Genomic DNA, 6442 nt, shown 5'->3' with positions numbered 1-6442 from the left:
GAGGCGCTGGCTGCCAAGACCGTCGTCGATGTGCCCGGCTTCTACTTTTCCGGCTACCACCCCGACGTGTGCTATGTCCGCTCCGCCAAAGGCTATCCGGTCAACACGCGCTTTGGTGCCTATCATTCGGTCATCTGCCTCTCGGCGTTTTTGCACGGGTTGTCGGTGGAACAGACGGTCAAACTGTATAACGCACAGACCTATGCCGCCTGCGGCTATTTTGATGAATGGGACAAGCAGCGCAGCTTGCTCGTGGCGACCTTTGCCAAGGCTGGCCTTGATATTGCCCCCCTGATGCTGCGCTGGTCGCGGACAGGATGCTTCATGCACACGGTCAACCACCCCCATGTGCAATGCCTGTTCGATGTCGCCCGCGTAATTGCCACCAAACTGGACACCCGTGTACAGGATTTCTACCGCGCACCACCAGACAATCTTAGCAACAATGCGATCTACCCCTGCTACCCGGAAATCGCAGAAAACTGCGGCGGTATGGGTAGCACTCAGTTCAAGCTGACCAATAAGGACGAGGTCGTAGACTTGAAGGGCTTTGTCGAGCTGTGCTTTTACACCTACAGCCGCCACCCGCGCGAAGATCTGAACTTCTCGCCTGAGTATGCCACAAAGGTCGCTGCCATGGCGCGTGTGCTGGCTGGCACCCCGGCTTTGCAACCCGCCCAGTGATGCAGACCCCATTTCAAGGATTTGACCAATGACCAATCCCTATAGCGGCGCTCCGGATTACAAGATGTGGCGCCGCGCCGTGTCGCGGGTTGCCCCATTCCGGATCAATCCCGCCCTGCACCCCCGCTTTACCGTGACGCCTGATATGAAGGTAGCCACCGCTGGCAGCTGTTTTGCGCAGCATATCTCGCGCAAGCTGTCGGGGCTGGGGTTCAACTATTACGTCCCCGAAGATGGCGCACAGTTGGCGGACGCAGATCGCACCGCTGGCCAGTACGGCGTGTTCTCTGCACGCTATGGCAACCTTTACACCGTGCACCAGCTGGATCAGCTGTTCCGCGAAGTCTTTGAAGGGCGCACCAAGGCCGAAACAGCATGGCAACGCCCCGATGGCCGCTGGGTCGACCCTTACCGCCCGATGATCGAACCGGCTGGCTTTGACAGCCCCGAGGCCGTGACCGCCGCCCGCGCAGAGCACCTGACCCATGTGCGCGCAATCTTTGAAACCGCCGATGTTTTCGTCTTCACACTTGGCCTGACAGAGGCTTGGATGTCCAAGATCGACGGATCGGTCTTTCCGCTGGCCCCCGGTGTTGCCGCCGGTGACTTCGACCCTGAAAAGCACGCGTTCCACAACTTCACCACCGCCGAAGTGCGCGACACACTGGCCGCCTTTCTGGCTGATCTGCGCAAGATCAACCCGGCCGTCAAAGTGCTGCTGACCGTGTCACCGGTCCCCCTGATCGCGACCTATGAGGATCGCCACGTCATCACTTCGACCACCTATTCCAAAGCGGTCTTGCGGGTCGCGGCGCAGGAAATCATCGACGCCCATGATTTCGTCGATTACTTCCCGTCCTTTGAAATCATCACCAACAGCGCCACGGGCGGCCTGTATTACGAACCCGATCAGCGCGAAGTGAATGCCCAAGGCGTGTCCCACGCGATGCGCTGCTTTATTTCCGCCTATACTGGAAATGGCCCGTCAGATGCGCCAGCCTCTGAGGCGTTGTCAGACGCGGATCGTCAAAGCTACGGCGCGGCGACGGGCATCGTCTGCGACGAGGAACAGATCGACCGTGCCTGAACTCGCTACCGGGCTTTAGATGCAAAAGGGCGGCACCCCGCATTCCGGGGTGCCGCCCTTTCTTTGCAAGGCATGTGCCTTACAGGATAAAGTCGCTGGCCTGCAGGCTGGCCACGTTCTGCACCTCGATCAGCATATCGCCGCGGCCATCGCCGTTGATGTCGACCGACACCACGACGCCATTGCCAAAGCCCTGAATCCGCACATCGCCCTGACCGTCGCGCCCGTCAAACCCTGCGCTTCCGATAAAGTTGAACGCCTGATCCCCGCGCAAACCGCGATGCCCGTCAATCGCTGACAGATCAATCTGGTCATAACCGCGCTGGAAATCCATGATCACATCGCGCTGGGGCGCCTCGACCTTACTGTCGTCAAAGCGGGCAAAGACAAAGGTGTCATACCCTGCGCCGCCCACCAGACGGTCCGCGCCCAGATCGCCCTGCAGACGGTCGTTGCCCTGCTGGCCGACCAAAATGTCAGCCCCGGTTCCGCCAATCAGATTGTCCCGCAGATTACCCCCCCGCAGGATATCGTTGCCTTCCAGACCGAACAGCACATCATTGCCGCCGCGCCCATCCAGCGTGTTCCCTGCGCCATTGCCGACGATGCGGTCGTTGCCATTGCCCCCGCGGGCGTTTTCGATCACGACGCCAGCGGCGATGGTATAGCCGCCCATCACACCGTTCACCGACGACACATAGCCGCCGCCGCCCGTACCATAGGTCAGGTTCGCCGCGCGCAGGTTGATATCAGCGCCCGCACCGCCGCCGTAAACGATTGTATCGATGCCGCCCGTGTCCCAGATCGTCTGCCACCCGGTGCCGGTCGCGTTTGAATCGTCCAGTACATAAAAGCTGTTGCCGCTGCGGTTTTCCGCTGCGCCATACATCAGTTGCAATGCTGCGATATCCAGCGCCATCGGACCGCTGCTGGACCCAAAGTCTTCGGTCCACGTCGGCCGATCTGATGTATATCCGGGGTTATAGGACATTGCGGTAAAAATGCCTTGGTTCAGATCACCCCGGCCAAAATCGTCAAAGGCACTGGTCACGCCCGTCATGACAGAAGACCCTGCCCCGTCATCATGAGGATGCATCAGGCCCAGACCGTGCATTAACTCGTGTGTGATGGTCGTGGCCCCGTTACCGCCTACCTCTAGATTGCCACCAGCGCGGCGGTCAAATGCAGCGCCATTAAAGACCCCGACGCCTGCCTGAAAATAGGGGCCGGGCGAATAGAAATAGCCCAGCTCGTTATAACCCATTTCATTGGTATCCAGCACCAGCCGGAAATCGGCTTGATCGGGATTGTTCACAATACGAAATTCGATATCGGCCACGGCTTCGATCTGGTCAAAGGCGTATTGAAAGCGCGACCGCTCGTAGGCGTTGAAACCTTCTCCGGTAATCTGTCCATCAAAGTTTTCGCCAGCACGACCAAAATAAACCGTGACGACGTGATCATTCAGTATCGTGTCACCCATGATCGAATCCAGCGGACCAGCGGGTGCATTCGGGGCCGGGGTATAGTCGGTGCTTGGGGTCGTTGGAGTTGTCGGGGTGCCGCCCGTGCTGGTCGTTTCCTGCACGCTCACCGTATAATCACCGGTGCGATAATCGTTATAGCCGCCAGCCGCGACATAATAGGATCCGCTCGTGGCTGCCGTGAAGGTCAGTTCTGAATTCAGTGAAAAATTGCTGTCATCGTTTTCGTCGATCAAAGTGCCATTCGCACTATACAGCCGCAGATATGTATCACTGACCGGACTGCTGCCGCTCCCGTCCAAATTAATCTGTACCGTCTGCCCGGCTGTCAAATTGACCCGGATCCAATCCCGGTCACCATAGGTTTCAAGGGCACCATTAAAGGTGCCCCCGACCTGAATATTCGCAGTTGTCGCAATCGAGGCAGCAATATCGGGCACAGGCGTAATCCTTCACAACGCAAAGATGATTGCGCAGTTAAAATTACTCCCGCGCGTAGACATCTTCGTAACGAATAATATCATCTTCGCCAAGATAAGACCCGGTCTGTACCTCGATCAAAACCATCGGCACTTTGCCGGGGTTTTCCATGCGGTGCACGGCGCCAAGGGGGATATAGACAGATTGGTTTTCGCTGACCAATTTGACGTCTTCGTCCACGGTGACTTTCGCGGTGCCCTGCACGACGATCCAATGCTCGGACCGGTGGTGGTGCGATTGCAGGCTCAGCGCGGCACCGGGGTGCACGACGATGCGTTTGACTTGGAACCGCTCGCCCACAACCAGGCTTTCGAACCAGCCCCAAGGGCGGTGATCCTTGGGAAAGCTTTCGGCCTGCGGCGCCTTTTGCGTCTTCAGCGCGGCAACCGCCTGCTTGACCTCTTGCGTGCGGCCTTTGTGGGAAATCAGCACGGCGTCGGGCATGGCGATGGCGACGATGTCGTCAAGGCCGATACCGACGATGGCTTGGCCCGGCACTTCGGACCGCAAAAGCGTGTTAGTGCAGTCGATCGCGGTGGCGGGACCGGACAGGGACACGCCGTTCTGCTCTGTCTCGCGCCAGACCGCGGCCCAATCGCCAAGATCAGACCAGCGGCCTAAGTAAGGCACGACGGACAGGTTATCGGCCTTCTCCATCACCGCGTAATCGATGGAAATCGCCTGCGCCTGCTCCCACTGGGTTGCGGCTAGACGGGTGAAGCCCAAATCGGACTTCGCATGATCCAGCGCGCCCTGTACGGCCTTGACCATGTCTGGGGCGAACTTTTCATATGCCGCTTTGATCGTGGCGGCCGAAAACAAGAAGATACCTGCGTTCCACAGATAACGCCCCTCGGCCAGCATCGCGGCCGCAGCTTCAGCGTCAGGCTTTTCAACAAACGCCTTCAGCGGCTGCGGTGCCACATCGCCCGTCGGCGCGGCGGCCAGTTCCAGATAGCCATAGCCCGTCTCGGCGCGGTCAGGGCTGATACCAAAGGTCACCAACTGACCCGCTTTTGCTGCGGGCAAAGCGGCAGCCACGGTGGCATTAAAAGCCTCCGCATCCGGGATCACGTGATCCGATGGCGCCACCAGCAACATCGCATCCGGGTCTTGACCGTAAACATAGAGCGCCGCCGCCAGCACAGCCGGTGCCGTATCACGGCCCGCAGGCTCGATCAGCACAGCGCCCGGTGTGATCCCGGCGGTGTCCAACTGCTCTGTCACGATAAAACGGAAAGCATCGGCGGTGACGACCACGGGGGCACTATAGCCTTCACCCGCAAGACGCGCAGCGCTGGCCTGAAACAGGCTTTCATCGCCCATCAGCGGGGAAAATTGCTTAGGATAGCTTTTGCGCGACAACGGCCAAAGCCGCGTACCAGAGCCACCACACAGAAGGACGGGCGTAATCATATCAAATCTGCCTTTTATCTTTTGACGCCGTCCTTAACCGGATTTTATGACGTCTTCATACCAAAAATACGGCCCTGCGCAGGGTGCTGATCGAATCCGATGCAGCCTGCGCGCCATTCAAATTCACTTCGCCCGCACAGCCGCGCCCTTGTCCAACTGCTCCAGATACCATGCATAGGTCTGGGCCACGCCGTCTGCCAAAGCAATATCCGCCGTCCAGCCCATGCGGGCCAAGCGGCTGACATCCATCAGTTTGCGCGGCGCGCCGTCGGGCTTGCTGGGGTCGGTGACGATTTGGCCCTGAAAGCCTGTGACCTTTGCCACCAGCTGCGCCAGCTGCAGAATGGTGACATCCTGCCCAGTGCCAACATTGATGTGGGACAGCATCGGATCGGTTTCCGCGTCATAGCGGTCCTTGTCCAGATCCATCACGAACAGCGATGCCGCTGCCATATCATCAACATGTAGGAACTCGCGCATCGGCTTGCCTGATCCCCAAATCACGACCTCCGCATCGCCAGCTTGAGCGGCGTTGTGAAACCGCTGGATCATCGCGGGCATGACGTGAGAATTCTCGGGGTGAAAGTTATCGCCCGGACCGTACAGGTTCGTCGGCATCACGGACCGATAATCGCGGCCATACTGGCGGTTATAGCTTTCGCACAGCTTGATGCCCGCGATCTTGGCGATGGCATAGGGCTCATTCGTGGGCTCCAGCGTGCCGGTCAGCAAAGCGTCTTCAGCCATTGGCTGGGGTGCCTCGCGCGGATAGATGCAGCTTGATCCCAGCTGCAGCAGACGCTGCACGCCGGCCGCGTGGGCCTGATGGATCACGTTGCATTCCATCATCAGGTTTTCATAGATGAACTGCGCCGGATAGGTGTTGTTGGCGATGATCCCGCCCACCTTGGCGGCAGCCAGGATCACGGCGTCGGGTTTTTCTGCCGCCATAAATTCACGCACCGCCACCTGATCGGTCAGATCAAGCTCTGCGCTGGTGCGGGTGATCAGCGTCAGATCCTCGCCCGCGTCCTTGCGCGCCTGCAACTGACGCAAGATCGCGCCGCCCACCATGCCGCGATGGCCTGCGATATAGATGCGCATGATCTTACCCTTCCAGGCTGACCGGCATCTCCAGCCCGTGCTCTTTGAGCAGGGCATGGCGCTTGGCGGATTTTAGATCGCTGGCGACCATCTCGGCGCACATCTCTTGCGCTGTGATCTCCGGCACCCAGCCGAGGTTCTTCTTGGCCTTGGCGGGATTGCCCAGCAGGGTCTCGACCTCGGCCGG

At 59.2% G+C, this 6442-nt stretch carries 6 protein-coding genes; 2 read left to right on the top strand and 4 right to left on the bottom strand.

What is annotated here, in order from left to right:
- Both BM131_RS20370 and BM131_RS19475 read left to right on the top strand, forming a co-directional pair.
- The coding region (locus tag BM131_RS20370) for a WcbI family polysaccharide biosynthesis putative acetyltransferase (protein WP_090192115.1) at positions 1–684 on the top strand (684 nt) is incomplete at its 5' end.
- 28 nt (positions 685–712) lie between these two features.
- Positions 713–1771 carry a GSCFA domain-containing protein gene (locus BM131_RS19475; protein WP_090192113.1) on the top strand — a complete coding sequence of 353 codons (1059 nt, stop codon included), beginning with the start codon at positions 713–715 and terminating at the stop codon, positions 1769–1771.
- A 79-nt stretch (positions 1772–1850) separates the two neighbouring features.
- Here BM131_RS19475 and BM131_RS19470 read toward each other — a convergent pair whose 3' ends face one another.
- The 4 genes from BM131_RS19470 to BM131_RS19455 form a co-directional block, all read right to left on the bottom strand.
- Positions 1851–3695, bottom strand: a complete 1845-nt coding sequence (locus BM131_RS19470; RefSeq protein WP_090192112.1) for a M10 family metallopeptidase C-terminal domain-containing protein — start codon at positions 3693–3695, stop codon at positions 1851–1853.
- A gap of 43 nt (positions 3696–3738) precedes the next feature.
- Positions 3739–5151, bottom strand: a complete 1413-nt coding sequence (locus tag BM131_RS19465; protein ID WP_090192111.1) for a mannose-1-phosphate guanylyltransferase/mannose-6-phosphate isomerase — start codon at positions 5149–5151, stop codon at positions 3739–3741.
- Between the two features lie 123 nt (positions 5152–5274).
- Positions 5275–6255: a GDP-L-fucose synthase gene (gene fcl, locus BM131_RS19460; protein WP_090192109.1), complete on the bottom strand. Its 981-nt coding sequence runs from the start codon at positions 6253–6255 to the stop codon at positions 5275–5277.
- A gap of 4 nt (positions 6256–6259) precedes the next feature.
- Positions 6260–6442 (bottom strand): GDP-mannose 4,6-dehydratase (locus BM131_RS19455; RefSeq protein ID WP_175499497.1); only part of this gene is annotated, 183 nt, incomplete at its 5' end.

The organism is Loktanella salsilacus, assembly GCF_900114485.1.
Lineage (GTDB): Bacteria > Pseudomonadota > Alphaproteobacteria > Rhodobacterales > Rhodobacteraceae > Loktanella > Loktanella salsilacus.
This window is presented reverse-complemented; position numbering and strand designations above follow the sequence as displayed.